Source organism: Hymenobacter pini (assembly GCF_020421205.1).
Classification (GTDB): Bacteria; Bacteroidota; Bacteroidia; order Cytophagales; family Hymenobacteraceae; genus Hymenobacter; species Hymenobacter pini.
Map to the genome: position 1 here is coordinate 35090 of NZ_JAIZZH010000007.1, position 23148 is coordinate 58237.

Sequence of the window (23148 nt, forward strand, 5' to 3'; positions counted from 1 at the left end):
GATTCCGGCAGCCGGTTATGTACCTTGCCGCCGCGCCCGGCTTTTCTACCCCTGACGCCCCTGCATGATTCACTTCGAAGAATTTACCCTTGACAACGGCCTGCGTTGCATTGTGCACGAAGACCACAGCACGCCCATGGCCGTGCTCAACGTACTCTATAATGTAGGCTCCCGCGACGAGGACCCCGCCCATACCGGCTTTGCCCACTTGTTCGAACACCTCATGTTCTCGGGTTCCATTAACATCCCGAGCTACGATGAGCCCCTGCAGTTGGTAGGTGGCGAGAACAACGCCTTCACCTCTCCCGACATCACCAACTACTACCTCACGCTGCCCGCCGCAAACCTGGAAACCGGCTTCTGGCTTGAGTCGGACCGGATGCTGAACCTGGCTTTCTCCGAGAACGGGCTGGAAGTGCAGCGGAAAGTGGTAGTAGAGGAGTTCAAGCAAAACTACCTGAACCAGCCCTACGGCGACGTGTGGCTCAAGCTACGGCCCCTCGCCTATCAGCATCACCCCTACCAGTGGGCCACCATTGGCAAGGAGGTCGGCCACATCGAGAATGCCAGCATGCAGTTGGTACGCGACTTTTTTGCCAAGCACTACTCGCCCGCCAACGCCATTCTGGTAGTAGCCGGCGACGTAACCGTGGCCGAGGCCCAACGGCTGGCTGAAAAGTGGTTTGGCCCCATTCCGGGCGGCACGCGCTATGAGCGGCAGCTGCCCCGGGAGCCGCGCCAGGAGGAAGCCCGCTTCCTAGAAGTATCGGCCGAGGTGCCGTTGTCGGCCCTCTACAAAGTGTACCACATGCCCAGCCGGGCCGAGGCGGGCTACCATGCCGCCGACCTGCTTTCTGACGTGCTGGGCCGGGGCAAATCGAGCCGCCTGTACCAGCAGCTGGTGAAGGAGCGGCCGTTGTTCAACTCCATTTCCGCCTCGGTGATGGGCTCCCTGGAGCCGGGCCTGCTGGTGGTGAGCGGCAAGTTGAACGCCGGGGTTTCGCTGAAAGAAGCCGACGCGGCCGTGGAGACCGTGCTAGCCGAGTTGCAAACCGCCGAAATCCCCACTGAGGAACTGGAAAAGGTAAAAAACCAGGCGGAAGTAAGCATTGTGTTCAGCGAGATTGAGCTGCTCAACCGTGCCATGAACCTGGCCTTTAGCAAGCTGCTGGGCAACGCAAACCTGGTAAATGAAGAAAGCGCCAAAGTGCAGGCTGTTACGCCGGCTCAGGTGCTGGAAGCCGCCCGGGAAATTTTGCGCCCCACCAACTGTAGCACCTTGTACTATCGGGCCCAAGCCGTAGCCGAACCCGTACCGGCCGTGGAAGAGGAAATTCTTTAGGTAGAAGCTTCAACACTAAAAAGCCCACCTGAACAATTCAGGCGGGCTTTTTTGATTACATAGTTACTGCGCTGCCGAATATTACCAGCCGCTGCCGCCGCTGCCCCAGCCGTCGTCGACCTTTTTCTTAGGAGCGGCTTTTTTCACGGGAGCTGCTGCTTTCTTGGTAGCGGTGGCACCACCAGCTTTAGTGCCGGCCGAGGCACCGGCCGCGCTGGCGGATGCTTTGGGGGCAGCTACTGGTTCGGCGGCTACCGGAGCCGGTTCAGGCTCGGGCGCTACAATGGGGGCCGGTGCCGGAGTGGGCGGTACAGGGTCGGAGGCGCGCACAGAGCGGCGCACGTAGGGAGCCAGCGGCCGGCCCCGGTAGTCCGTAGTCACGCGGCGCGACGGAGCAGCCGTGAAACCCGGCGCCAAGCTGGCACCAATAGGTTGCTCAGGCGCAGACGGCGCTGCAGGGGCAGCTGCCGCACCGCCACCAGCGGCGCTGCCACTAGCACCCCACTCACCGCCGGCCGGGGCAGCCGCCGGAGCTGGCGCAGCGGCCGGAGCAGCTTCAACCTTCGGGGCAGCTGCTTTGGTAGTAGTGGTGGTAGCCTTCTTGGCGGCAGGCTTAGGAGCAGGAGCGCCCCAACCATCCGAGCCGGAAGAGCCCCAGCCATCGTCGGCCTTTTTCTTTTGCGCTGCCGCCGGGGCGGCTATCAGTACGCCACCTAACAGAAGTAGCGGGAGGAATTGTCGAGTCATTGGAACAGAATAATAAGCAGCTTCTTACCGCAAAGGTACGGCACCCTGCGCGGGCCCGAAACCCTCGCCACACTTTTTGCCCAAACGTAGCTTGAACTAGGAAGTTCCCAATAGGCGGTAAAAAGCAACAACCAACACATTATTTGCCAGTTACCTCATAGCACGCCTTAAACGCACAGGCTCATTAGTTTGGTATTATATGTCTGTACAGCGCCCAGTTTTTTATGGCCGCCGTGCTGGGGTAGTGCTTCCACCTGCCGACATAGTGGTTGAACTGGTTTTGGCGGGTTTCTTTTTCAAGGGCCGGCCCATGTAGTCGGTGGTGGGCGGGCTGGGCATATTCAGCCGAAAACCGGGAGCCAGCTTCATATTTTCTTCGTCGCGGCGGTTGCTCCGGTCGTAGCGCGCGTAGGCTCCGGCCCGTGCCCGGTTGCGGGGGTTACTCGTGCGGTGGTAGGCCGCTTTGGTACGAGTACCGGGCTTGGTTTGCTGAGCTGTGGCCGTTTCCGAGGTTGCTAGCCACGTCAGACCAGCTATTACCATACAGTACACTATCGTTTTCATACACAGCACACTGAGCACCGCTTGCCCCGGCAGCCAGTATGTTGGTGCATACGAAAACTGCCCGCTGGTGGGTGTACCGAGCGGGCAGTTTTTAGCGTAGCTCAACCTTGCTGTTACCAGCCGGCGGCCATGGTGGAGTTGTCGGTAGCAGGCTGCGCTGCCACGGTGGTAGCGGCAGCCGGTTTGCGCACCGGGCGGCCGTTATAGTCGGTGCTCACGCCCCGGTACGGAGCCGTATTCATGCCTGGGGCCAGCATTACCCCCGACGACTGCATCATTGGGTCAGCAGCAGCGGGAGTGGCGGCCGTTTCTGCGCCGCGCACCTCCCAGCCCGAAGTATCCGCCGGCACGGCGTCGTTCCAGCCCCAATCATCAGAAGTAGCGCGGGTAGCTGGCGCCACGCTGGTATTTGTCGGTTTTGCGGCCGGCTTTTTGGTAGTTTGAGCCTGAACTTGGGGCGCACTGAGGAAGGCTGCGGCTATGGCCACAGCAGAGAGAAACCGTTTCATCGAAAGGGTAGAGTTAAAAGCGGAAGACTCGGCCGGCTCCACAGCAGGCCACTCTATCGGCGACTGACGGGTGGCGCCCCACGTTCAGTACAGTAAGCCGGGTGTGTTTGTCGTCTTTGCAGCAACCGTACCAACTTTTCATCAAGTCCCCGCTACCTCCTAAAATAGCTGTACCAGACCGTTTATCAGGTGGGGCAACACAGCTTGGCTACCAATTGAGCCAAAAATTTGCTGCCGGAGTCTGGTGCTTTAGAACAACCCATAATCGGGCTACCTTTGCAGTATGATGCAGGACGCCATTGCCCGCGTACGGGCCGAAATTTCCGCCTACGACCTCACCACGGCCGAGCAGCTCGACCAATTCCGGATTGCCTACACCGGCCGCAAAGGCCAACTGGCCGATCTGTTTGATCAGCTGAAAACCGTGCCGCAGGAAGACCGCCGCGCCGTGGGCCAGGAGCTAAACCAGCTCAAGCAGCTAGCCCAGGCCCGGTTTGAGGAGCGCCAGCAAGAGCTGGAAGCGGCCAGCGCCAATGCCCCCGCCGATCCTACTTTTGACTACACGTTGCCCACCGTGCCGCAGGCGCTGGGTACCCGCCATCCGCTGAGCCTGGTGCGCGAGGAAATTGTGCGCATCCTGGCCCGCATCGGCTTCAACGTGGCCGAGGGCCCCGAAATTGAGGACGACTGGCACAACTTCACCGCCCTCAACTTCCCCGAGAACCACCCCGCCCGCGACATGCAGGATACGTTCTTCGTGCGCCGGGAGCCCGGCGAAACCGAGTGGGTATTGCGCACGCACACCAGCCCCGTGCAGGTGCGCGTGATGAAGTCGCAGAAGCCGCCCATCCGCAGCATTATGCCGGGTCGCGTGTACCGCAACGAGGCCATATCGGCCCGCGCCCACATGATGTTCCATCAGGTAGAAGCTCTGTTCGTGGATGAAAACGTGAGCTTCGCCGACCTAAAGCAGACGGTATATTACTTCGTGCAGGAGCTGTTCGGGCAGGACATGCAAGTGCGGTTCCGCCCCTCCTTCTTCCCCTTCACCGAGCCTTCCGCTGAAATTGACATTACCTGCCTGATTTGCAAAGGCAAGGGTTGTAACATCTGCAAGGGCACGGGCTGGGTTGAAATTGGGGGTTGTGGCATGGTAGACCCCGCCGTGCTGGAGCAGTCTGGCATCGATTCGGAGCGGTACTCGGGCTACGCCTGGGGCATGGGTATTGAGCGCATTACCATGCTCAAATACCAAATTAAAGACCTGCGCTTGTTCACCGAAAACGACGCCCGCTTCCTGCGGCAGTTTGAAGGCGTACAGTAGACTTCCTCTTAGCTAATCTGCACCAAGCCGCTTTCTGGATATCCTGAGAGCGGCTTGTTTGTTACCACTCCCACCACGCACTATTTAGCCGGCGTAGGCGTTTCACCTCACATTCTCTTACACTTACTCATATGGCGTCTCAGGTATTGCGGACGGGAGTTGCACTCGGCTTGCTGGCAATAGGCGGCAGCGCCTTATTGGCCTGTTCATCCTCAGGCGATGCTCAGCCGCAAATACCGCTGGCGGCGGTGAATGAAGTGTTGTTTCTGACGGACCAGCAGAACAGCAACCTGCGTTTCGATAATGGAGCCGTGTACATAAAAGGTGGCGTGCGGGGCATTATTGTGGTGCGGCAAAATGCCAGCAGCTACCTGGCATTCGAGCGTAACTGCCCGTATCAACCCCTCGACACCTGTGCCCGGGTAAAAATTGAGCCCTTCCTCCGGCTCGTTGACCCCTGCTGCAACTCCCAGTTTAGCCTGCAGGGCCAGCCGCAGGGTGGGCCGGCGGGCCGGCCGCTCCGCCAATATAGCACGGCACTTTCCGGCAACACTTTGACAATCACCAATTAGAGAAATCGCCAAAAAAATTTCGAAATACATGTTTGCAGCTTCCGAAAGTTTGCCCTAATATTGCACCAGCAACGGCAAAAAACGCCGCCATAACCGCTTCCTTAGCTCAGCCGGTTAGAGCATCTGACTGTTAATCAGAGGGTCCCTGGTTCGAGCCCAGGAGGGAGCGCACAAACAGGAGAAGCCCGCCGATAATCGGTGGGCTTCTTCGTTTTTAGGCCATTCTAGGCTACTTCTCGGAACCTAGGCAGACTGGCATTGAAGGCAGTAGAGGTACGAAAACCAATTTGAAAACCGGTACGGTTAGGATCAGGTGGTCCCGCTAAGCCGGACACTTATCGGACGTGGTTTGAAGCTGGGTTGCGAAGTGGTTGGGTGAGCGGTACGCGAGGGCGGAGTGGCGCCGCTCGTCGTTGTAGCAGGCAATGTAGTGCGCGAGTTCGGGGCGGGCTTCTTCCAAGCCGGGAAATCGGCCGCCGTCGAGCCACTCGGTCTTGAGCCGGCTCCGAAAGGATTCATCCTGCGCGTTGTCATAGCAGGTGCCGCGTCGGCTCATGCTCGGCGTCGCGCCGGGGCGAGCCAGCAGGCTGGCAGAAGCGGGTGGCCGTGTACTGGCTGCCTTGCTCGGCGTGCACGATCAGGCCCGCCGCCGGCGGGCCCACCACCAGCGCGCGGCGCAGGGCCTCGCTGACCAGGTCTTCGGGCATCGACTCCCGCGCGTCCCAGCCGACGACCTTGCGTGAGCAGGTGTCCTGCCCGCTGGCCAGGTACAGCCAGCCGCCGCCTTGCTTGGGCAAGCAGGTGCTGTCGCCGACCCAGACCTGGTCGGGGGCGGCGGGGCGCGGCGGGCTCAGCAAGCGGGGGGGGGCCAGGCGCCGGCCATGGCCCGAATCGGTGGGGCGCGGCACGAACGAGCGCGGCGGCTGGGCCCGCAAGTTGTGCGCAAAGTTTCGGCCTTGAACGCGTCGTCGTATTTGCGCCGCTTATCCGGCGTGCGTGCGTGCGTGCGTGTTGCCATGACAAAGGGATAATACGTCCTTATCCTGCCCAGCCTCGCTAGACCTACTCACCGCCACCCTGTAATTAAGCCTATGGACTGGGTCAACACCACGCAGCTGAGCAGCTGCATTATCAGAATAGCTATCAGGTACTACTGATAGAAGCCCTTTCAGAAAACGGAATAAATAGCACGTTAAAGAAATTGATCGAAAGTTTGGTATAAAACTACCGGCATACGAAGAAGAAAACAGGTGCAACGTGAACATACTTCATACAATGTCGTATATTTACAACATACTTCATGCTTTGCTACCTGCTGCTATATCTCCCCCCGATATGTCGGCTCAGCCATTGCTGCGCGTTGTGCTCGAACGGGTGGTGCGCACTGCATGCCTGGTACCAGAAAGCCTGCGCCTGCAAATCCAGGATGGCTACAACCGCCTGCCGGGCGGTGGCGATGAGCAGCGGCTACAAACGACTGATCAACACGTCTCCCTACTTAACCATTTGTTGGCGGCTACCACAGCCCCGGCCGTTACTTCACCTCCCCTCTTCCAGCTCCCGACAATGACCTACGCTAAAACCGCAGCCTTCACTGAAGAGCAACAGTACCTGTCTCGCGTGGCCAAGGCCCTGGCCCACCCGGCGCGGGTGGCTATCATTCAGCTGCTGGCCAGTAAGCAAACTTGCATTTCCGGCGATATTGCCGCCGAGCTTCCCCTATCCCGCACCACCGTTTCGCAGCACCTGCAGGAGTTGAAAGCCTTGGATTTGATACGCGGCGAAATCGAAGGCCTCACCATCTGCTACTGCCTCAACACGGAGTTGCTGCAACAGGTGCATCAGCAGTTCACCGCTTTTTTCCTGGAAGCCACGAGTGGAGCGGTCTGCGGCCCCGACGATACCTGCGCCTGTTAGGCTCACTCCCTTTTTACCCTCCTCACGAAGCAATGCCATGAAAATCTCTGAAATCAAGCAGGCCCTGGCCGAAGTCAAAGCCGTCAATTTTCGCCTACCCACGGGCGAGTACCTGCCCGCCCATTTCCACGTAACGGAAGTTGGGCTGGTGAGCAAGCATTTCATTGATTGCGGCGGGGTGGAGCGCCGCGAAACCGTGGCCAATTTCCAGCTCTGGGAGGCCGGCGACTACGACCACCGCCTCGCTCCGCAGAAGTTCCTGCACATCCTGGAGTTGTCGCAGCGCATTCTGGGTGCTGCCGACCTAGATATTGAAGTGGAATACCAACAAACCACCATCGGCAAGTTTGGACTGACGCGTGAAGGCAATGACTTCGTGCTGACTACGAAGCAGACGGCCTGCCTGGCCCAGGATGCCTGCGGCATTCCGGCGGCCCAGCAATTCGTACTGCCCCAGCTACAAGCGGCCGGCGGCTGCACCCCGGGCGGCGGGTGCTGCTAGGCTGAGAACCGGTTCTTGCGAGTTGCACCGGTTGAGTTCTCCATTCCTTCTTCTCATTCAATGACGATTGCCTTTTTCTCCGACGTGCACGGCAATCTGCCGGCCCTGGAGGCGGTGCTGGCCGATATGGAACAGCGCCGGCCCGATATGATTTTCTGCCTCGGTGACTTGGTAGGCTACGCGCCCTGGCCCAACGAGGTGGTGAACGAAGTGCGCCGCCGCGGCATCCCCACCTTGGCTGGCAACTACGACCAGGGCATTGGCTTGGCCAGCAGCAACTGCGGCTGCGCCTATAAAACCGACACCGAGAAGGACTTGGGCGCACAGAGCATTGCCTACACTAACCACGCGGTGGGCGAAGACGAGCGGCGCTACCTGCGCCTGCTGCCTAAGCACATGCGCCTGGATTTCCAGGAGGAGCCCTGTACGCTGAGCTTGCTGATGGTACACGGCTCGCCGCGCAAAATCAATGAGTACCTTTTTGAGGACCGGCCCGAGACCAGCTTCCTGCGCGTACTGGCCGAGGCCAACGCTGACATCCTGCTGTTTGGCCATACCCACAAGCCCTACCACCGCACCTTCGCCTACGAGCGCGAGGGCGAAACCCGCTACCGTCACGCCCTGAACATCGGCTCGGTCGGCAAGCCCAAGGACGGCGACCCGCGGGCAGCGTATCAGTTGCTGTACCTCGATGAGAATACCACGCTAACCGCCCCCAATAGCGTGCGCTCGGAGTTGATTCGGGTGGAGTACGACGTGGAGAAAGCGGCGCAGGCGGTGGAAGCCTCGCCACTGCCTAACGAATACGCTCACATGCTTCGCAACGCCTATTAACCAACTAATCACTTTGTTCTTATGACTCTGCAACCCATGACGGCGGCACACTGGCCGCAGGTACGCGCCATTTACGAAGCCGGAATGGCTACCGGCAATGCGACCTTCGAAATCAAGGCACCGGAATGGGAAGCTTGGGATATCGGGCACTTACGCCACAGTCGTCTTGTGGCTGTGGATAATGCTGGCCGCGTGCTCGGCTGGGTCGCTCTTTCCCCCGTGTCGGGGCGCTGCGTGTACGGTGGGGTGGCTGAAATCAGCATCTATGTTGCCGCCGAAGCGCGGGGGCAAGGGGTCGGCCGGCAGCTACTTCAGGCGTTAATTCAGGAATCCGAAGCGAACGGCATTTGGACGCTACAGGCGGGAACCTTCGAGGAAAATACAGCCAGTATTAGCCTGCACACCCAAGCTGGATTTCGGGTTATTGGACATCGAGAGCGAATTGGTCAGCATCAGGGCGTGTGGCGCAACACGGTGCAAATGGAACGCCGCAGTCCGACCGTGGGCGTCGCTTAACCGGTATCCTCCTTTTGTATGTCTTCTCCATCCCTCCCCGCACCGCTTCCAACGGCGCTTGCCCAAAAGAAGCTCTCCGGCTTGGACCGGGGACTGACGCTGTGGATATTCCTGGCTATGGCCCTGGGCGTGGGCCTAGGCTACTTCGTGCCCGGCATCAACGAGGCGGTGAACTACTTCTCCGTGGGCACCGTGAACGTGCCCCTGGCCGTGGGGCTGATCCTGATGATGTACCCGCCGCTGGCCAAGGTGAAGTATGAGGAGTTGCCCAAGGTCTTCAACAACACCCGTATTATCGGCCTCTCGCTGGTCCTGAACTGGATAGTTGGGCCGCTGCTGATGTTCTTGCTGGCCATCTGGCTACTGCCCGACAAGCCCGACTACATGATGGGGCTGATTCTCATTGGTATTGCCCGCTGCATTGCCATGGTGCTGGTCTGGAACGATTTGGCCGACGGCTCCCGCGAGTACGCGGCAGGCCTCGTGGCGCTCAATTCCATTTTCCAAGTGCTGTTCTACTCAGTGTTGGCGTGGCTGTTTATCACGGTGCTGCCGCCCTACTTCGGGCTGAAAGGCTATGCCGTACATATCGGTATCGGGGACATTGCGCAGAGCGTACTCATCTACCTGGGTATTCCCTTCGCCGCCGGCTTCCTCTCGCGCGCCGTGCTGCGCCGCTTGAATGGCCATCAGTGGTATGAGCAAGTGTTCATTCCGGCCATTAGCCCCATCACGCTCATTGCCTTGCTGCTTACCATCGTGGTGATGTTCAGCCTCAAGGGTGCAACCATTGTGCAAGTGCCGCTGGACGTACTACGCATTGCGCTGCCGCTGGCCATCTACTTCGGAGTGATGTTCGTGCTCAGCTTCGCGGCCGGCAAGTGGCTGGGAGCCGATTACGCCGAGAATGCCAGCATTGCTTTCACGGCCACCGGCAACAACTTCGAGCTGGCCATTGCTGTGGCCATTGGCGTGTTCGGCCTAAATTCGGGCCAGGCCTTTGCAGGCGTCATCGGCCCGTTGATTGAGGTACCCGCCCTGATTGCGCTGGTTAACCTGGCCTTCTGGTTCCGCCACCGCTGGTACGGCGGCAAATCGGTGGCTACGCCAGTATAAGTCTGTAATTATAACTTCCTATCCACATACCTGAAAAAAAGAACACCTTGGTGCCGGGTACCGACAACTCCTGCCGCAGCCAGTAACAGCGCAGGTCTAGCTTCCAAGCTCGGGCCGACTGACGGGCAGTGAGCAAATTATTGACAAAGTAGTACGCTACCACGGTCTGTTCCGGCCTGACGCAAGGTTAGAAGCGAAGCCTGAGCTACTTCAACCCTTACCCCGTCAGGTGGAACCGACGTGATTTATACCCGCTGGCGGTATTTTACAACGGGGGTTTGAAAGAATTTTATCCCTACCCCTACTCTGCAAAAACCTAATTGCAACGCGCTACGCCACTGTGCCGCCGCAGCTGGAGCCTGCGCCGGCCGTGCAGCCGTAGCAGTGTTGGTTGACCACAATGGGGCGCTGTGCCAGGGCTGCGGCGTCGAAGTCGCGGATGTGCTGGCTGGTGCTGGCCACGTGCAGGTCGAGCATCTGGTTAAAGTCGCAGTCGTAGAGGCCCCCGTCCCAGCTCACCGAAATGGTGTCGCGGCACATCACGCCGGCGGCGGCGGCGGGGTTGAAGGCCGTCACGAGCTTTTCCATGTAGCCTGCATAGTTGCCCGACTCCACCAGGTAGTCGAGAAAGCGGCTCACCGGCAGGTTGGTAATAGCAAACAGACTGTTGAACACAATGCCGTGGTCTTTGAGCAGGGCCTGCTTAAACTGCCGCTCCAGCGCCACCTGCGGGCCGGGCATAAACGCGCCGGCCGGATTGTACACTAGGTTCAGCACCAACCCGGTGCCGGGCTGGCCGTAACCCACGGCGTTCAGCATTTTCAGAGCCCGGATAGAATCGTCGAACACCCCGTCGCCGCGCTGGCGGTCGGTTTTATCGGCCGAGTAAAAGGGCAGTGAGCTGACGACTTCCACGCCGTGCTTTTTGAAAAACTCGGGCAGGTCGTGGTACTTCTTGTTGGCTACGATGATGGTGAGGTTGCAGCGCACCAGCACCTTACGGCCCAAGGCCGAAATCTGCTCCACAAACCACCGGAAGTCGGGATTCATCTCGGGCGCGCCGCCGGTGAGGTCTACTGTGGGAATGTCGGTGGCGGCCAGCGCATCGAGGCAGAGCTGCATCGTTTCGCGGGTCATGATTTCCTTGCGGTCGGGGCCGGCATCCACGTGGCAGTGCTTGCACACTTGGTTGCACATCTTGCCCACGTTGATCTGCAGCACCGCCGGGGCCACCGGCCGCAGTGGGAACAGGCCCACTTCCTTCATCTTGATGTGGAAGGGCGGCAGGTGCAGCACGTCCACCACTTCCTGGCGCAGCACGGTGAGCTGAAAAGCCGGGTCGGCGAGCTGGTTGCCCGTGGCTTTGAGGGATTTTATCATAGCAAAGAAGTGGCGCGTACGCGGCGTAGGCGTGCGTAGGCCGGGTGGAAATCAGTTGGCACGCGGCGCCGGAGCAGCCGCGCTACGCTTTTACATCGAGAGGTCTTTCACCTTGTTCATCATCTGCACGCCGTGCACTAGGGTGGCACCACCGCGGATGGCCGCGGCCACGTGCACGGCTTCCATCATTTCGGGCTCGGTGCAGCCCTTTTCCAGGGTGTCCGAGGTATAGGCATCAATGCAGTAGGGGCACTGCACGGCGTGCGCCACGGCCAGGGCAATGAGTGATTTTTCGCGGGCCGTGAGGGCCCCTTCGGTGAAAACGGCGCCGTAGTAGGCGAAAAATTTATCGGCAAACTCCTTCTGAAAGTCACCGATGTTGCCAAATTTCTTGAGGTCGGCGGGGTTGTAGTACGATTCCATGCGTGGGTTTAAGTTGAGATACGAAGAAAGACTAAAATCCAGATTGCCGGAAGGCCATTCAAAGCTATTCATAGAAATTGCGCAGCCGGCGCTGGGAAGTCAGCACCACCCAGTCGCCGAGGCGGGGCAGCAGCGCGTGCACCACCAGAATAAGGTGGCCCAGGCCCGAAATAACTGTGCGCCGCCGCCGCCGCCGCACGTGGCGCAGGATGATGGCCGCCACCTGCGCCTGCGACTTTTGCCAGCGCGGCGGGCGGTGGGCAATGGGCACAGGCTGGCCGGCCGCGTTGAGCACGCGCTTGTCGGGGTCGTTCTGGGTGAAGCCGATGTGCACTACCCCGAAATGCACGCCGGAGGCCGCTAGTTCCAAACGCAGCGTGTGCGCCAGGTTGGCCAGCGCGGCCTTGCCGGCGCAGTAGGCCGAGCCGCTGGGCATTCCGTTAAGGGCCGAGATAGAGGAAATGAACGTGACGCTGCCCCGGGCCTGGATCAGGTGGGGCAGCGCCGCCTTGAGCGGGTACACTGAGCCGTACACGTTGCTGTCGAGTACCTGCCGGAATACGTCCGGCTGCATATCGGCAAAGTAGGCCCGCTGCGAAATACTGGCGTTGGTAATCAGGATGTCCAGCCGGCCGAATGCCGCAATGGCCGTGGCCACGAGCCGCTCGCAGGCGGCGAAGTCCGTTACGTCGGCCACGCAGGCGGCTACCTGGTAGCCCTCGGCGGCCAGGGCCCGGCGGGTGGCTTCGAGGCGCTCGGCCTGGCGGCCGTTGAGCACGACGGCGGCTCCCTGACGACAAAAGGCCCGGGCCGTTTCGCGGCCGATGCCCGACTCGGACCCCGTAACCAGGGCCACTTGGCCGGCCAGGGGAGTAGAATTCTTATTGAACATACCCGTGGGTGAGAAACCAGTCGAAAGCCTCGGCTACGGCTTGGTTGATGGGGGTTTGGGGCAGCCCTAGCTCGGTGCGGGCCTTTTGGGCGGTGAAGTAGTGGCCGTCGTTGGCGACGGCCGTCATGGCCGCATTCACCGGCACCGGGCGGCCGGTGAGCGTGGCTCGCCAGTCGCAGACCCGCCCGTAGAGGTTTGCCAGCGGCGGCAGCACCGGCCAGCGGGGGGGCGCTACCCCGAGCACGCCGGCAATCAGCCCGAAGACTTCTTTGTAGCTCAGGTTTTCATTGCCCAAAATGTACGACTCCCCCACCCGGCCCCGGGTAAGGGCGTTAACGGAAGCCACGGCCACATCCTGCACGTGCACGTAGTTCTTGCCCCCCAGCGGATAGCCGGGCAGCTGGCCCGCGTGCAGCGCCAGCAGCAGCGCGCCCGAGGTGGGCCGGGCATCACCGGGGCCCAGCATAAACGTGGGGTGCACCAGTACGGCCGCCAGCTGCTCGCGGGCGGCCGCCGCCAGCACGAGGTCGGAGGCGGCGCGCTTGCTGTCCATGTAGTCGAGGCCGTAGCGGCGGCCGGCGTAAGGCCGGGTTTCGTCGCCGGGTTGGGCCTTGGTGCCAAAGCCGTGCACGTTGGCGGTGCCCACGTACACGAAGCGGTCTACGCCCGCAGCAAGCGCCAGCCGGAGCAGGCGTTCGGTGCCGCCCACGTTGGCCGCCAACACGGCCGGATCCCGGGCCGGATTCACTTGGGCTAGGGCCGCGGCGTGGATGACGGCGCCACAGCCGGCAAGCAGAGTCTCGGAATCGGTTTCTTTATCAGGTTGGGCGATATCAAACTCCGCTACCTCGATGGGCAGCGACGACAAGGGGGGCAGCGCCGGGCTGGTAGTGCCGCCCGGCCGCACCAGCGCCCGCACGGGGTAGCCGCGGCGCAGTAGCTCGGCCACGAGGTGGCGTCCCAAAAAGCCGTTGGCACCCGTAACGAGCACGCGGGGAAGCGGGGATGACGGCATTAGCGGTAGTTGAGCAGCGCCTTGTAGGTGCGGGCAATACGGGGCGGCGGCAGCTTGAGAAAGTACATGGCAAAGGCCGTGAGATTAGCCAGCTGCACGCGCAGCCAGCTGTTGGTTTCGTACTTGCGGGCCGACACCACCACGTCGAGCGGCACAATGTGAAAGCTGGCCACCCGCCGGATGCGCTGGATAATCTCGAAGTCTTCCATAATGACAAACCGCTCATTGAACCCGCCCAGCTGCTCAAACAGCGCCCGCGTGACAAACAGCGTCTGGTCGCCCCCCCGGCTCATAATACCTTTGAAGCGGGTGCCGTAGCTATTGAGGCGCAGCAGCGGGTGCGGCGAATCGAACCGGAAGCGGTAGCAGCCCGCCGCGTGGCCCTGCGCTACGGCCGCCGCAATGGTGGCCACGTAGCCGGGGTGAATGCCCACGTCGGCGTGCACGAAGTACAAGACCTCGCCGCGGGCCTGGCTGGCCCCGTAGTTGAGCTGGGCGGCCCGGCCGGGCTTGGGCGCGGCCAGCACGGTGGCCCCGGCGGCGCGGGCTACCTCCGCGGTACCATCGGGGCTGCCCGCATCCACCACTAATATTTCTACGGTGCTGGCCGGGGCGTGGCGGAGCAGGTCGGTCACCAGCCGGCCGATGTTGGCCGCTTCGTTGTACGTAGGAATAATGACGCTAAGCATAAGGACGGAATTGGCTACGGAGCCGCAACTTCTGAATTAAGTGGTGAAAAAGAGCGAGCTGGTTTAAAAGGCCTCGCCCACGGTAAGGTAAAAGCCGCTCGACTGCCGGCCCAGCCCGTAGTCGAGCCGCACGTTGAGGTGGTCGCGGCGGTTGGCCGTAAAGCGCAGGCCCGCCCCGTACGCACCTTTCGGCTGGCCGAGGCGCAGCAGCGCCTGCCCATCGCCCAAGGTACCCACGCCGCCGAATACCACCGCACCCAGGCGCTTGTACACATCGAAGCGCACCTCCGCCTGCGCCAGGGCCGCGTTCTGGTCGCGGTAGCGGCCCTCGTAGTAGCCGCGCAGCCGCCGCGAGCCGCCCAGCAGTGAGAGGGCATTGAATGGGGCCGTGCCCACGATAAAGCTGACGTAAGCGTTGGTGGCCAGCACCGCGTGCTTCCCCAAGGCCCGGTAGCCCGACACGTCGGCCACGTAGCGGTCAAAACGGGTGGTCTCGCCCGCTGCGCCGGCACCCGCGGCCCGGTTGCGGACAAAGGCGCAGAGGTCGGCCACCACGCCTTTGGCAGGAAAAAAAACATTGTCGCGCGAGTCGTAAAACAGGCCCAGCCCGCCCCCCGTGAGGCGGCTGCCGAGGCCGCCGGGTACGGTGCCGCTGGCCAACTGCCCGCCCGCCTGCACGCTGCTCACGCGGTAATCTTCGTACTGATAGCGCAGGCCCGCGTAGAGCTTGCCCGCGCCCATCCCGGCCCCCACGCGCCGGAACGCGTTGACCCGTACCCGGGGGAAATTGACGCCGAACAACTCACGCGGCACCTCGCGCTGGCCCACGCCGTAGAAGTAATAGTTGTAGCGGTAGTAGCCGACCTCGCCGTACGCGTAGTAGCGGTTGTGGTCGTAAAACACCTGGAAGGGCACGTACAGCAGCAGCTGCCGGTTTTGGGTGTAGGCCAGGGCCAGGGTGAACTGAGAAGGCCGGGCCGCGGCAAAGCCGTCGTCGCGCTGGAAACGCACGGTGGCCGTGGCCGCCACGCCGTAGGCCAGCCGGGTTTCGGGCGTGTAGTACACCAGCGGCACGGGCAGCAGGGCCAGGCGCTTGGTGGGGCGCGCCGTATCGGCGGGAGCCAGCCCGGCCAGGACCAGCAAAGTGGTGGATAAAAGCACAGAGGCAAAACTACTTTCCAGACCCTACGAAATTGCGGGGCCCGGAAGATTGCCGCCCGGCAAACTTTACCGCTCATCTTTGCCGTATGTAGCTTTCAATGAACAACCTCATGAAAACCTCGACCCTAGCCGCCCTGGTGCTGGCCGCTGGTACGCTCACTGCCGCGGCCGTAGTGGTGCCCGGCTTCAACCCCGTGCCGACGCCCACCTACGCCGAGGCCGCCACCGGCACCTTAGTCGACCACAGCGCCTACGACAAGCTGCTTAAAAAACACGTCAACGCCCAGGGATTGGTTAATTACAAGGGCTTTAAGGCCGATGAAGCCGCTTTCAACCAGTATCTGGCGCAGCTAAGCAAAAACCCGCCGGCCGCCAGTTGGTCCAAGGCCGACCAAATGGCTTACTGGATTAACGCCTACAACGCTTATACGATCCGCCTCATCCTCGACCACTATCCGGTGCAGAGCATCAAGGACATCGGCTCGAAAATCAAGATTCCGTTCGTGACCACGCCCTGGGCGGCCAAGTTCTTCAGCATCGGGGGCGAGAAGATGAGCCTCGATAACATTGAGCACGGCATTTTACGCAAGAAGTACGATGACCCGCGGATTCACTTTGCGCTGGTGTGCGCGTCCATTTCGTGCCCGCGCCTGCGCAACGAAGCCTACACCGCCGCCCAGCTGGAAAAACAGCTCGACGAGCAGGGCCGCGACTTTCTGAACAACCCGGCCAAGAATAAGATCAGCAAGGCGCAAGCCCAGCTTTCCAAGTACTTTGACTGGTACAAGGGCGACTGGGAGAAGAACAATCAGTCGGTGGTGAAGTGGGTCAACCGCTACTCCACCACTAAAATCGACGCCAGCACCAGAATTACCTACCTGGACTACAACTGGAACCTGAACAAGCAGTAGTCCCGGCAGAAAGTGCTGCCTTTATCTTCGTCACGCGGCCTCACCGGCAATCTGCGCTGACTCGAACCCGTTGCTATGACGGCGGCGGGGGCGGCTGAATCTTCATTTTACCGGTCAGAAGCGAGCCTCACGCGGGCCTGCTTTGTGGCTTATACCTCAGCTAAATGAAGGTCCCAGTTCTTCTTCTCCTTCTTACCGTTCTGCCTATGGTTGCCGGGGCGCAAGTGCCCAAAGCCGCCGGAAAGACCGAAGTGCGGCGCTATGGCATTGAAGTAGCGGGCCTACGGGTGGGCACGATGACGGCCACCCGCCTGGCCCCGGTGGGGCCCGAGGTGACGTACTCGCTTGTAAGCGACGTACAGGTGAATTTTTTATTCTATCACCTTAAGATCTACTACCAGGTGACCAACCGCTTCCGCAACGGCCAGCTGCTGCTCTCCACGGTGGAGGCGCACACCAATCAGGGTGATTTTACTTCGCGAACCGAGTGGAAAGGCGACCATTACGACATCGTGGCCGACCAGTACAAGCATCATTACCAAGCTACCGAAACCATCCCCATTCGCTACGCCGTCACCAACATGTTTTTTGCCGAGCCCCCGGTCGGCCAGGCGCGGGCGTTTGCCGAATATTTCGGCGACTACTTTGCTCTTGGCCGGCCCAAAGCCGGCAACTGGCGGGCCGTACGCGACGGACGCGAAGATGAATACCAGTACGCCAACGGCCAGTTGGTGACCATTGTCAAAAAGAATCCGCTCAAGAACTTTATCATCCGGTTGCTACCGGAATGAATGGCTACGCAACGGCCTGGTCTGCCAAAGTAATGGGCACCGGTCACTTAGTACACCGGCTCCCCATGCCGGAGCCAGACGCCCCAGGTGCGCGAGTAGGCGTGCACGCGGCTGGTGGGCTCATCCGCAGCCTGCACGACGGGCTGGCCTTCGTTGACCCATTCAAAAATGCCGCCGTACAGGTTGCGCACGTTGGTAAAGCCCGCCTGCCGTAGCTGCGCGCCGATTTTCTCGCTACGCACCCCTACCGAGCAGTATACCACAATGGGCGCATTTTTAGGCACATCGCGCACCGTCGCCAGCGAAAAGGTAGTGTAGCCCACCAGCCGCGCCCCGCGTAAGTGGCTGACGGCAAACTCCGGGGCTTCGCGGGCATCGAGCAGCACGGGGTTGGGTAGCTGCCGCAGCTGCGCCACGCTCACAAAGGGTACCGACTCGCGGAGCAAGCCGCGGAGCATGGCCGAGTACAGGGGATTAGTAGTGGAGGGTGCCGCGGGCCGGCGGTGGTACCAGGCCACCAGCAGGCCCGTCAGCAGCAGCCCGCCGCCCAGCCACCGCCCGAAAGAAGAGAAGTTCATATAATCACTACGCAGCGGGCTAACCGGTGGCTGCCTTGGTGAAGCCGCTCGTGCCAGGCGTAGCCGGTGAGTGTGCCAAAGCCCGCCACCAGCAGCCCGTGGAAGGGCAGCAGCCCGTAGCTATGGTAGTAGAAATCCGCCGCCAGTCCTACCAGAAAGTAAAGTGTCAGCCCGCTCTGCGCCAGGGGCCGCTCTGCGGCCGTTCCCTCGCGGTAAACCGCCCCGAGGCCGGAGGCCCCGGTTCCCAGCTTGGGCGTGCGCACGAAGGGCGAAGCTCGGCGCAGCCAGCCCTGCACCACGGCGCGGGCATTGTGCAGGGCCAGCCCCATCGACAAGGCCAGAAACTGCAGCAGTGTTATACTAAACCAGCGGCCGGGTGGCTCCGCTCGCCGCCAAGCCACGTAGTAGTAGCTGGCCAGCGGTACCAGGGTAAGCACAAAGCCTGTAGCCAGCCGGAACACCAACTCAAAATCGGGCCGGTGCGCCCGCACGAAAACCAGCGGTACACTCAGCAGCGCCATAAGCAGAATGACGGCAAACACCGAGCTGTTGAGCAGGTGGAACGTGGCGTGCAGGCGCGTTGCCAGGGGCAGGCCCGGCGTGCGCCACACCCGGCCAAGGTGTTTGCGGGCGGTTTCGGCGGCTCCCTTGTTCCAGCGGTGCTGCTGGGCCTGCAGGGCACTCAGGTCGGCCGGCAGCTCGGCGGGAGCCACCACCTGGGGCAGATACCGGAAGCGCCAGCCGCGCAGCTGGGCGCGGTAGCTCAGGTCCAGGTCTTCGGTGAGGGTATCGGCGTGCCAGCCGCCGGCATCCTCGATGCAGGCGCGCCGCCACACCCCGCCCGTGCCGTTGAAATTGAAGAAGTGTCCTCCCGCCTGCCGGCCCACCTGCTCCACCAGAAAATGCGCGTTCAGCCCAAAGGCCTGCAGGCGCGTGAGCAGCGAGGCGTGCTCGTTGAGGTGGCCCCAGCGGGTTTGCACCATCCCGATGTCGGGGCTGGTGAAGTAGGGAATGACGCGGCGCAGAAAATCCGGCGCGGGCAGAAAGTCGGCGTCGAAAATGGCGACGAATTCGGCATCGGTTTCGGTAAGGCCGTGGGCCAGGGCACCGGCTTTGTAGCCCTGGCGGGTGGGCCGGCGCATCAGCCGGATGTTCACCCCCCGGGCCTGGTAATGGGCCACGCGGGCGGCGGCCAGCGCCAGGGTTGCGTCAGTCGAGTCGTCGAGCACCTGGATGAGCAGGCGGTCGGCCGGGTAGTCGAGGGCGGCGGCGGCATCGAGCAGGCGCTCCACCACATTCTGCTCGTTATACAGGGGCAATTGCACGGCCACCAAGGGCCAGGTAGCCGGCGCGGGTGGGGCCGGCAGGGGCCGCGCCCGGCTCGCCAGCCAGGCCAGCTGCCCCTGCGTGAGGCTGAACCCGAGCATAAAGACCAGGCAGAGGCCGTACACCACGACCAGGCCGGCTTCCAGAAAAAACATGTACCAGGCTTACGGTGAAAGGATTACCGACGGCAACGATCTTATAAAATCCGGAGCTGATCGGCGTGAATGAAGGGGGAGCCGGCCAGCCGCCCTGCACGGGGACCATTTTCCAGGTTGAGCACGCCCCGGGGGCAGGCCGTGGCGCAGAGGCCGCAGCCCACGCAGGCCGCCCGCACGATGGGCTCACCGCGCTGGGCGTACTGCTTCACGTCGATGCCCATCTCGCAGGCGTTGGAGCAGTTGCCGCAGGAGATACACTGCCCGCCGTTGGTGCTGATGCGGAAGCGCGAGAAGTGCTTTTGCAGCAACCCCAGATAAGCGGCCATCGGGCAGCCGAAGCGGCACCACACCCGCGCGCCCATGAGCGGGTAGAAGCCCACCCCGATTACCCCCGAAAACACGCTGCCAATCACAAAGCCGTAGAACTGGCCCAGCGGCCCCGTAACCCCATCCAGCGCGGGCACTGCGCCCGAGGCCCCCAGCCAAAGCAGCACCGTGAGCAGGGTTATCAGCCCCAGAATGGGGTATATGAGGCGCACCTCCCAGCGCCAGGCCTGCCGGCTTTTGTCGGAGAGGTGGCGGTAGGCATCACCGGCGGTTTCGGCCAGGCCGCCGCAGCCGCACACCCAGGAGCAGTACCAGCGCTTGCCAAAAAAGTACGTGAGTATCGGCGTAGCCACGAAGGTCATCACCACGCCCCAGAATACCATGAATACGCCCAGCCCGCCACTTTGCAGCAGCTGGCCCACAGTGCCTGGAAACAGGTAGTCGTACTTCAGGGGCCAGAAATAGGAGAAATAGTATTCGGGCTGCTGCAGGGCCAGCAGCAGTCCCGGCAACAGAAAGCTGAACCCTAGCTGGAAGAACATGACCGACACCGTGCGCGCCAGGTGGTAGCGCGAAAACCGGTACTTCCACAGCGCCCGACCACCCAGCACCAGCACCGCCAGCGTATAAAAGGTACCGTAGAGAAACCACTGGTCGGCCGTTCGGTGCCGCAGCGTTTGGCTTAGCGGGTCCAGCGCCCGGATCAGATTTTCGAGCAGCCAAGGAAACCAGTACAGCACCACGTAGAAGCCTGTAAGGGCCACGCCCGTAGCCCAGGCCACGGCCCCGCGGCTGGTGCTGGCCTGCCGCCATAGGTCGTGGGGGTGCCAGCCGGGCGCAGTACGCCCAAAAGTCAGCCAAGCCCAGCCCAGGGCACCGCCGCTCAGCAGCGCCAGCGCCAGGTACAAACTCAGCCGCGCCCGGCCGGGGTCGGCATCGGCGGCGGCGGCCACCAGCGCCAGCAGGCCCAAAGCCACGGCGGCCAGGGCAGGCTTTTCGCCGGCGGGCGTAGCGGCCGGTGGGGGCTGGGTGAGGAACAGGGAATCGGACATATGCACTGCAATGAAAAAGTAATACTGCACTGCCAGGGTGAGGCGTCCGGCTAAAGCAGCTTGTGCAACCTAAAAAGTAACCTTCCGGAAGTCATGTCCGGGTCACCACAGCCCTTTACGGCGGGGCTTACCCACCGTAATAGCCGGAAATTGCCGGGTAAACTCGCGCCGGATGGTGGACTCGTGCTGCCGCACAAACTCGGGGTCGAAGTTGGCCGCCGCCAGCTGGGCCAGCACGGTGCCGATGGGAGTCTCCTCGCGCAGCCAACGCTCCCATACATCCTGGCGCTGGCGCAGGCCTAGGGCGTTGACGCCCGTCACGGCCTGGTCGGCCTCCCGGAAGTTAAGGCGCAGCAGGTGCTTGCCGTTGGGATGCTGCCAGCAGAAGCTGGCAATGCCGGCCACCGGCTGGGCGGGCACGCGGCCGTAAGTCTGGTATTCGAGGTCAAAGAACTTGGCCGAGTTGAACCACTGGCCGCGCCGGTAGGGAGTGGGCTGGCCGCAGAGGGTTTGAGCCACAGTTTCGCCCTGCATGCGGCCAGTGTACCAGAGCTGCTCCACGGCTACCTCGTCGGGGGCTGGCTGGCGGTGCTGGGCGCAGTCGCCGGCCGCGTACACGCCGGGGGCGCTGGTTTCGAGCAGCTCGTTTACCAGAATGCCCCGGTCGGTGTCGAGCCCGGCGGCGTGGGCCAGCGTAAGGTTAGGCTGCACGCCGGTAGCTACTCCTACCCACTCAGCGGGCAGCTCCTGGCCAGTAGTGGTCCGCACCGCTCGCACGCGGCCCCGGGCATCGCCCAGCACCTCACTCACCTCAGTGCTTACCCGAACATCGATACCGTGACGACGGATGTGCGCCGTCAGCAGCGCCGATTCGGCGGGGGGCAGCACTGACTGCCAGTAGCGGGCTTCGCGTACTAGCCACGTGACGTGGATGCCGCGCGAGTGCAGCATTTCAGCCAGTTCCACGCCGATAAGGCCTCCACCCACCACTATGGCGCGGCCGATGCTCTGGGTGTCGCAGCTCATGCGCTCCAGGTCGGGCAGGCCGATGAAGCCCTGCACGCCGGCCAGCGGTAGGCCGGGCCAGGCGGGCAGGCGCGCCACCGAGCCGGTAGCCAGCAGCAGCTTATCGTAGGCCAGGGCCGGGCCAGTGGCCAGCTGCACGGTGCGGGCGGCGGTGTCCACCCCGGTGGCTTCGGCGTGTACCAACTCCAGCCGGTTTTCCGCCCAGAACCAGTCCTCATAGGGCTTCGTATCGGCGTAGCGCAAATGACCCAGGTATAGGTACATAAGCGCCGGGCGCGAGTAGTGGTGCGCGCTTTCTGCCGACACCAGCGTGATACGGGCGGCCGGCGCCAGCCCCCGCGCGGTAATGGCGGCCGTAACGCCCGTGATGCCGTTGCCAATGATAACGAGGTGCATAAGCCGCAAATAAACGCCAAAACACGGTGGTGGTCGGTTCCGTTGGTCCGGTACCTACGGAGAAAACCGCGCCGACCGATTGCCCAGCACGGTTGCTAGCTTACATTAAAGCCATCTGGCAACTTAGTTTACCCAGCCATTCCCGCAACAGCGAGGTGATGACTGCACATACGGCAGCTTCAGGCAACGCCATGACCGTGGGCTGGTCACGGCGGTAGGTAGTCAGGCCGGCGGCCGTGGGGCGGCGAATGATATCTTTGAGCAGGATTTCCAACGAAGCCTGAAGAGTGAGCGACGCACCTCGACTTTCAGGCTTCTGCAGAAGTCTTTGGGCTTTTCCAACCAGCTTCCCCCTAATTGGCTTTGTCGTCTTTTCCAGTCACCCTTCCGCGTATTGGCGTGCTCATTCCAGCCCACAATGAGGCGCGCTCTATCGGGCTGGTGCTAAGCGAAATTCCGGCCGGCCTGGTGCGAGAAGTAGTGGTGGTCGATAATGCCTCGACCGACGATACGGCCGCCGCCGCCCGCGCCGCCGGGGCCACCGTGGTAGTGGAGCCGCGCCCCGGCTACGGTCAGGCCTGCCTGGCCGGGCTGGCCTATTACGCCGCCCAGCCCGCTACCACCACCCCGGAAATCATCGTGTTTCTGGATGGGGACCACTCCGATTTTCCGGCCGATATGCCCGCCCTGCTGGCTCCCCTGCTGAGCAACTCGGCCGAAATGGTTATCGGCTCCCGGGCGCTGGGCCAGCGCGAGCGGGGTGCCTTGCTGCCGCAACAGCGCTTTGGCAACTGGCTGGCGGCTAGCCTACTGCGCCTGCGCTACGGTGGCACCACTACCGACCTGGGGCCGTTTCGGGCCATCCGGGCCGAAGCGCTGGCCCGGCTCAGCATGACCGATACCAACTACGGCTGGACAGTGGAGATGCAGGTAAAAGCCGCCCGCCTGGGTTTGCGCGTGGTGGAAGTGCCCGTGCGCTACCGCCGCCGCATTGGGGTGAGCAAGGTATCGGGTACCGTGCGCGGCACCCTGGGGGCGGGTTATAAAATTCTGTGGACCATCTTTAAATACTGGTAATTC

The 23148-nt window shown here is 62.1% G+C and carries 27 protein-coding genes and 1 tRNA gene; 11 read left to right on the forward strand and 17 right to left on the reverse strand.

Going from position 1 to position 23148, the window contains the following annotated elements; all coding sequences use genetic code 11:
* Nucleotides 1–64 precede the first annotated feature (64 nt).
* Entirely contained in the window at nucleotides 65–1342 is a 1278-nt protein-coding gene (locus tag LF252_RS20995; RefSeq protein ID WP_226271560.1) for a M16 family metallopeptidase, read from the forward strand.
* 81 nt (nucleotides 1343–1423) lie between these two features.
* Here the strand turns inward: LF252_RS20995 and LF252_RS21000 are convergent, their stop codons facing one another.
* From LF252_RS21000 to LF252_RS21010, 3 genes are all read right to left on the reverse strand, one after another.
* Nucleotides 1424–2089 (reverse strand): hypothetical protein, encoded by a 666-nt coding sequence (locus tag LF252_RS21000; protein ID WP_226271561.1) that lies wholly within the window; start codon nucleotides 2087–2089, stop codon nucleotides 1424–1426.
* A gap of 222 nt (nucleotides 2090–2311) precedes the next feature.
* A complete protein-coding gene (locus tag LF252_RS21005) occupies nucleotides 2312–2653 on the reverse strand; it encodes a hypothetical protein (protein WP_226271562.1) in 342 nt (113 codons plus the stop codon).
* 113 nt (nucleotides 2654–2766) lie between these two features.
* Nucleotides 2767–3162 carry an invasion associated locus B family protein gene (locus LF252_RS21010; RefSeq protein WP_226271563.1) on the reverse strand — a complete coding sequence of 132 codons (396 nt, stop codon included), beginning with the start codon at nucleotides 3160–3162 and terminating at the stop codon, nucleotides 2767–2769.
* A gap of 286 nt (nucleotides 3163–3448) precedes the next feature.
* Between LF252_RS21010 and pheS the strand changes: the two genes are divergently transcribed.
* Nucleotides 3449–4486, forward strand: coding sequence for a phenylalanine--tRNA ligase subunit alpha (gene pheS / locus LF252_RS21015; protein WP_226271728.1), 1038 nt, complete (start codon nucleotides 3449–3451; stop codon nucleotides 4484–4486).
* Between the two features lie 212 nt (nucleotides 4487–4698).
* Here the strand turns inward: pheS and LF252_RS21020 are convergent, their stop codons facing one another.
* Complete coding sequence (locus LF252_RS21020) at nucleotides 4699–5088, reverse strand: hypothetical protein (RefSeq protein ID WP_226271564.1); 390 nt, start codon at nucleotides 5086–5088, stop codon at nucleotides 4699–4701.
* Between the two features lie 65 nt (nucleotides 5089–5153).
* Here LF252_RS21020 and LF252_RS21025 point away from each other — a divergent pair.
* A tRNA-Asn gene (locus LF252_RS21025) sits at nucleotides 5154–5227 on the forward strand.
* A gap of 153 nt (nucleotides 5228–5380) precedes the next feature.
* Here the strand turns inward: LF252_RS21025 and LF252_RS21030 are convergent.
* Both LF252_RS21030 and LF252_RS21035 read right to left on the reverse strand, forming a co-directional pair.
* Nucleotides 5381–5614: an integrase core domain-containing protein gene (locus LF252_RS21030; protein WP_226271565.1), complete on the reverse strand. Its 234-nt coding sequence runs from the start codon at nucleotides 5612–5614 to the stop codon at nucleotides 5381–5383.
* Nucleotides 5589–5915: a DDE-type integrase/transposase/recombinase gene (locus LF252_RS21035; protein WP_226271566.1), complete on the reverse strand. Its 327-nt coding sequence runs from the start codon at nucleotides 5913–5915 to the stop codon at nucleotides 5589–5591. The genes LF252_RS21030 and LF252_RS21035 overlap by 26 nt, the downstream gene beginning before the upstream one ends.
* Nucleotides 5916–6393: 478 nt before the next feature.
* Here LF252_RS21035 and LF252_RS21040 point away from each other — a divergent pair, with 478 nt between their 5' ends.
* Genes LF252_RS21040 through arsB form a run of 5 tightly spaced genes read left to right on the forward strand, consistent with a single transcriptional unit; the run spans nucleotide 6394 to nucleotide 9943 of the window.
* A complete protein-coding gene (locus tag LF252_RS21040; protein ID WP_226271567.1) occupies nucleotides 6394–6975 on the forward strand; it encodes an ArsR/SmtB family transcription factor in 582 nt (193 codons plus the stop codon).
* A gap of 37 nt (nucleotides 6976–7012) precedes the next feature.
* A complete protein-coding gene (locus LF252_RS21045) occupies nucleotides 7013–7477 on the forward strand; it encodes a DUF6428 family protein (RefSeq protein WP_226271568.1) in 465 nt (154 codons plus the stop codon).
* Nucleotides 7478–7537: 60 nt separating this feature from the next.
* On the forward strand, nucleotides 7538–8311 hold the full coding sequence (locus LF252_RS21050; protein WP_226271569.1) for a metallophosphoesterase family protein: 774 nt from the start codon (nucleotides 7538–7540) through the stop codon (nucleotides 8309–8311).
* A gap of 21 nt (nucleotides 8312–8332) precedes the next feature.
* On the forward strand, nucleotides 8333–8827 hold the full coding sequence (locus LF252_RS21055) for a GNAT family N-acetyltransferase (protein ID WP_226271570.1): 495 nt from the start codon (nucleotides 8333–8335) through the stop codon (nucleotides 8825–8827).
* Between the two features lie 18 nt (nucleotides 8828–8845).
* Nucleotides 8846–9943 carry an ACR3 family arsenite efflux transporter gene (gene arsB, locus LF252_RS21060; RefSeq protein ID WP_226271571.1) on the forward strand — a complete coding sequence of 366 codons (1098 nt, stop codon included), beginning with the start codon at nucleotides 8846–8848 and terminating at the stop codon, nucleotides 9941–9943.
* A 330-nt stretch (nucleotides 9944–10273) separates the two neighbouring features.
* On the opposite strand, the gene arsS is transcribed toward arsB, so the two are convergent.
* From arsS to LF252_RS21090, 6 genes are all read right to left on the reverse strand, one after another.
* On the reverse strand, nucleotides 10274–11320 hold the full coding sequence (gene arsS / locus LF252_RS21065; protein WP_226271729.1) for an arsenosugar biosynthesis radical SAM (seleno)protein ArsS: 1047 nt from the start codon (nucleotides 11318–11320) through the stop codon (nucleotides 10274–10276).
* Between the two features lie 93 nt (nucleotides 11321–11413).
* Nucleotides 11414–11746, reverse strand: coding sequence for an arsenosugar biosynthesis-associated peroxidase-like protein (locus tag LF252_RS21070; RefSeq protein ID WP_226271572.1), 333 nt, complete (start codon nucleotides 11744–11746; stop codon nucleotides 11414–11416).
* A gap of 64 nt (nucleotides 11747–11810) precedes the next feature.
* Nucleotides 11811–12638 (reverse strand): SDR family oxidoreductase, encoded by an 828-nt coding sequence (locus LF252_RS21075; protein ID WP_226271573.1) that lies wholly within the window; start codon nucleotides 12636–12638, stop codon nucleotides 11811–11813.
* Nucleotides 12628–13653 (reverse strand): NAD-dependent epimerase/dehydratase family protein, encoded by a 1026-nt coding sequence (locus LF252_RS21080; protein WP_226271574.1) that lies wholly within the window; start codon nucleotides 13651–13653, stop codon nucleotides 12628–12630. Before LF252_RS21080 ends, LF252_RS21075 begins: the two co-directional genes overlap by 11 nt.
* A complete protein-coding gene (locus LF252_RS21085) occupies nucleotides 13653–14342 on the reverse strand; it encodes a TIGR04283 family arsenosugar biosynthesis glycosyltransferase (protein WP_226271575.1) in 690 nt (229 codons plus the stop codon). Before LF252_RS21085 ends, LF252_RS21080 begins: the two co-directional genes overlap by 1 nt.
* A 63-nt stretch (nucleotides 14343–14405) precedes the next feature.
* Nucleotides 14406–15503: a BamA/TamA family outer membrane protein gene (locus LF252_RS21090; protein WP_226271576.1), complete on the reverse strand. Its 1098-nt coding sequence runs from the start codon at nucleotides 15501–15503 to the stop codon at nucleotides 14406–14408.
* Nucleotides 15504–15613: 110 nt separating this feature from the next.
* Between LF252_RS21090 and LF252_RS21095 the strand changes: the two genes are divergently transcribed.
* Together LF252_RS21095 and LF252_RS21100 are read left to right on the forward strand one after the other, a co-directional pair.
* Nucleotides 15614–16414 (forward strand): DUF547 domain-containing protein, encoded by an 801-nt coding sequence (locus LF252_RS21095; protein WP_226271577.1) that lies wholly within the window; start codon nucleotides 15614–15616, stop codon nucleotides 16412–16414.
* Nucleotides 16415–16620: 206 nt separating this feature from the next.
* Nucleotides 16621–17205, forward strand: a complete 585-nt coding sequence (locus LF252_RS21100; protein WP_226271578.1) for a DUF6134 family protein — start codon at nucleotides 16621–16623, stop codon at nucleotides 17203–17205.
* Between the two features lie 47 nt (nucleotides 17206–17252).
* Here the strand turns inward: LF252_RS21100 and LF252_RS21105 are convergent, their stop codons facing one another.
* The 5 genes from LF252_RS21105 to LF252_RS21125 form a co-directional block, all read right to left on the reverse strand.
* Nucleotides 17253–17783 (reverse strand): rhodanese-like domain-containing protein, encoded by a 531-nt coding sequence (locus LF252_RS21105; protein ID WP_226271579.1) that lies wholly within the window; start codon nucleotides 17781–17783, stop codon nucleotides 17253–17255.
* Nucleotides 17780–19264, reverse strand: coding sequence for a cellulose synthase family protein (locus LF252_RS21110; protein ID WP_226271580.1), 1485 nt, complete (start codon nucleotides 19262–19264; stop codon nucleotides 17780–17782). The genes LF252_RS21105 and LF252_RS21110 overlap by 4 nt, the downstream gene beginning before the upstream one ends.
* Before the next feature lie 41 nt (nucleotides 19265–19305).
* Complete coding sequence (locus tag LF252_RS21115) at nucleotides 19306–20646, reverse strand: 4Fe-4S binding protein (protein ID WP_226271581.1); 1341 nt, start codon at nucleotides 20644–20646, stop codon at nucleotides 19306–19308.
* A 102-nt stretch (nucleotides 20647–20748) separates the two neighbouring features.
* Nucleotides 20749–22068 carry an NAD(P)/FAD-dependent oxidoreductase gene (locus tag LF252_RS21120; protein ID WP_226271582.1) on the reverse strand — a complete coding sequence of 440 codons (1320 nt, stop codon included), beginning with the start codon at nucleotides 22066–22068 and terminating at the stop codon, nucleotides 20749–20751.
* Between the two features lie 100 nt (nucleotides 22069–22168).
* On the reverse strand, nucleotides 22169–22342 hold the full coding sequence (locus tag LF252_RS21125) for a hypothetical protein (protein ID WP_226271583.1): 174 nt from the start codon (nucleotides 22340–22342) through the stop codon (nucleotides 22169–22171).
* A gap of 125 nt (nucleotides 22343–22467) precedes the next feature.
* On the opposite strand from LF252_RS21125, the gene LF252_RS21130 reads away from it, so the two are divergent.
* The gene (locus LF252_RS21130; RefSeq protein WP_394370415.1) at nucleotides 22468–23145 is read left to right on the forward strand and encodes a glycosyltransferase family 2 protein; all 678 of its coding nucleotides are present in this window, start codon (nucleotides 22468–22470) and stop codon (nucleotides 23143–23145) included.
* Nucleotides 23146–23148 lie beyond the last annotated feature (3 nt).

What these genes read in the sequence shown, in the direction of transcription:
- arsB (WP_226271571.1), top strand. Translation starts at nt 8,846, where the DNA reads ATGTCTTCTCCATCCCTCCCCGCACCGCTTCCAACGGCGCTTGCCCAA.
- LF252_RS21085 (WP_226271575.1), bottom strand. Translation starts at nt 14,342, where the DNA reads ATGCTTAGCGTCATTATTCCTACGTACAACGAAGCGGCCAACATCGGC.
- LF252_RS20995 (WP_226271560.1), top strand. Translation starts at nt 65, where the DNA reads ATGATTCACTTCGAAGAATTTACCCTTGACAACGGCCTGCGTTGCATT.
- LF252_RS21110 (WP_226271580.1), bottom strand. Translation starts at nt 19,264, where the DNA reads ATGTTTTTTCTGGAAGCCGGCCTGGTCGTGGTGTACGGCCTCTGCCTG.
- pheS (WP_226271728.1), top strand. Translation starts at nt 3,449, where the DNA reads ATGCAGGACGCCATTGCCCGCGTACGGGCCGAAATTTCCGCCTACGAC.
- LF252_RS21075 (WP_226271573.1), bottom strand. Translation starts at nt 12,638, where the DNA reads ATGTTCAATAAGAATTCTACTCCCCTGGCCGGCCAAGTGGCCCTGGTT.
- LF252_RS21010 (WP_226271563.1), bottom strand. Translation starts at nt 3,162, where the DNA reads ATGAAACGGTTTCTCTCTGCTGTGGCCATAGCCGCAGCCTTCCTCAGT.
- LF252_RS21000 (WP_226271561.1), bottom strand. Translation starts at nt 2,089, where the DNA reads ATGACTCGACAATTCCTCCCGCTACTTCTGTTAGGTGGCGTACTGATA.
- LF252_RS21100 (WP_226271578.1), top strand. Translation starts at nt 16,621, where the DNA reads ATGGTTGCCGGGGCGCAAGTGCCCAAAGCCGCCGGAAAGACCGAAGTG.
- LF252_RS21070 (WP_226271572.1), bottom strand. Translation starts at nt 11,746, where the DNA reads ATGGAATCGTACTACAACCCCGCCGACCTCAAGAAATTTGGCAACATC.
- LF252_RS21050 (WP_226271569.1), top strand. Translation starts at nt 7,538, where the DNA reads ATGACGATTGCCTTTTTCTCCGACGTGCACGGCAATCTGCCGGCCCTG.
- LF252_RS21095 (WP_226271577.1), top strand. Translation starts at nt 15,614, where the DNA reads ATGAAAACCTCGACCCTAGCCGCCCTGGTGCTGGCCGCTGGTACGCTC.
- LF252_RS21030 (WP_226271565.1), bottom strand. Translation starts at nt 5,614, where the DNA reads ATGAGCCGACGCGGCACCTGCTATGACAACGCGCAGGATGAATCCTTT.
- LF252_RS21120 (WP_226271582.1), bottom strand. Translation starts at nt 22,068, where the DNA reads ATGCACCTCGTTATCATTGGCAACGGCATCACGGGCGTTACGGCCGCC.
- LF252_RS21045 (WP_226271568.1), top strand. Translation starts at nt 7,013, where the DNA reads ATGAAAATCTCTGAAATCAAGCAGGCCCTGGCCGAAGTCAAAGCCGTC.
- LF252_RS21115 (WP_226271581.1), bottom strand. Translation starts at nt 20,646, where the DNA reads ATGTCCGATTCCCTGTTCCTCACCCAGCCCCCACCGGCCGCTACGCCC.
- LF252_RS21105 (WP_226271579.1), bottom strand. Translation starts at nt 17,783, where the DNA reads ATGAACTTCTCTTCTTTCGGGCGGTGGCTGGGCGGCGGGCTGCTGCTG.
- LF252_RS21080 (WP_226271574.1), bottom strand. Translation starts at nt 13,653, where the DNA reads ATGCCGTCATCCCCGCTTCCCCGCGTGCTCGTTACGGGTGCCAACGGC.
- LF252_RS21040 (WP_226271567.1), top strand. Translation starts at nt 6,394, where the DNA reads ATGTCGGCTCAGCCATTGCTGCGCGTTGTGCTCGAACGGGTGGTGCGC.
- LF252_RS21020 (WP_226271564.1), bottom strand. Translation starts at nt 5,088, where the DNA reads ATGTATTTCGAAATTTTTTTGGCGATTTCTCTAATTGGTGATTGTCAA.
- LF252_RS21055 (WP_226271570.1), top strand. Translation starts at nt 8,333, where the DNA reads ATGACTCTGCAACCCATGACGGCGGCACACTGGCCGCAGGTACGCGCC.
- LF252_RS21005 (WP_226271562.1), bottom strand. Translation starts at nt 2,653, where the DNA reads ATGAAAACGATAGTGTACTGTATGGTAATAGCTGGTCTGACGTGGCTA.